Origin of the sequence: Caballeronia glathei (genome assembly GCF_000698595.1) — a bacterium.
Taxonomy (GTDB): Bacteria; Pseudomonadota; Gammaproteobacteria; order Burkholderiales; family Burkholderiaceae; genus Caballeronia; species Caballeronia glathei.
The window spans coordinates 1-309 of the sequence record NZ_JFHC01000351.1 but is presented as its reverse complement, the minus strand read 5'-3'; the positions used below and the strand labels follow the sequence as shown (position 1 = coordinate 309).

General features: G+C 62.5%; 1 protein-coding gene. It reads right to left on the bottom strand.

Features of this window, described 5'->3' with window-relative positions; all coding sequences use genetic code 11:
* A partial coding sequence (locus BG61_RS39090) for an HD domain-containing protein (RefSeq protein ID WP_035943981.1) occupies nucleotides 1–309 on the bottom strand: 309 nt, incomplete at both ends.

Genomic DNA, 309 nt, shown 5'->3' with positions numbered 1-309 from the left:
CGACGCCGGCCGTGACCAGCTGAACGACGGGCTTCTTGAACGGCGGAATGCCCGGCGTCGTATGCAGGGCGATGGCATCCCACACGAGGTCGACGTCGTCTTCACGAATGCCGTGTTGCTGAAGGAAGCTGCGTGCCGCATTCGCGCTGTCCACCTCGAAGCGGTTCTGCGACGCGCGGAATTGCCCGGTGAGCCCCATGTCATGGAACATCGCGCCGATGTACAGAAGCTCCGGGTCGTACTTCAACTGCTTGCGCTCTCCGGTCAGCGCGCCGAACAGGAACACGCGCGTCGAATGATGAAAGAGCA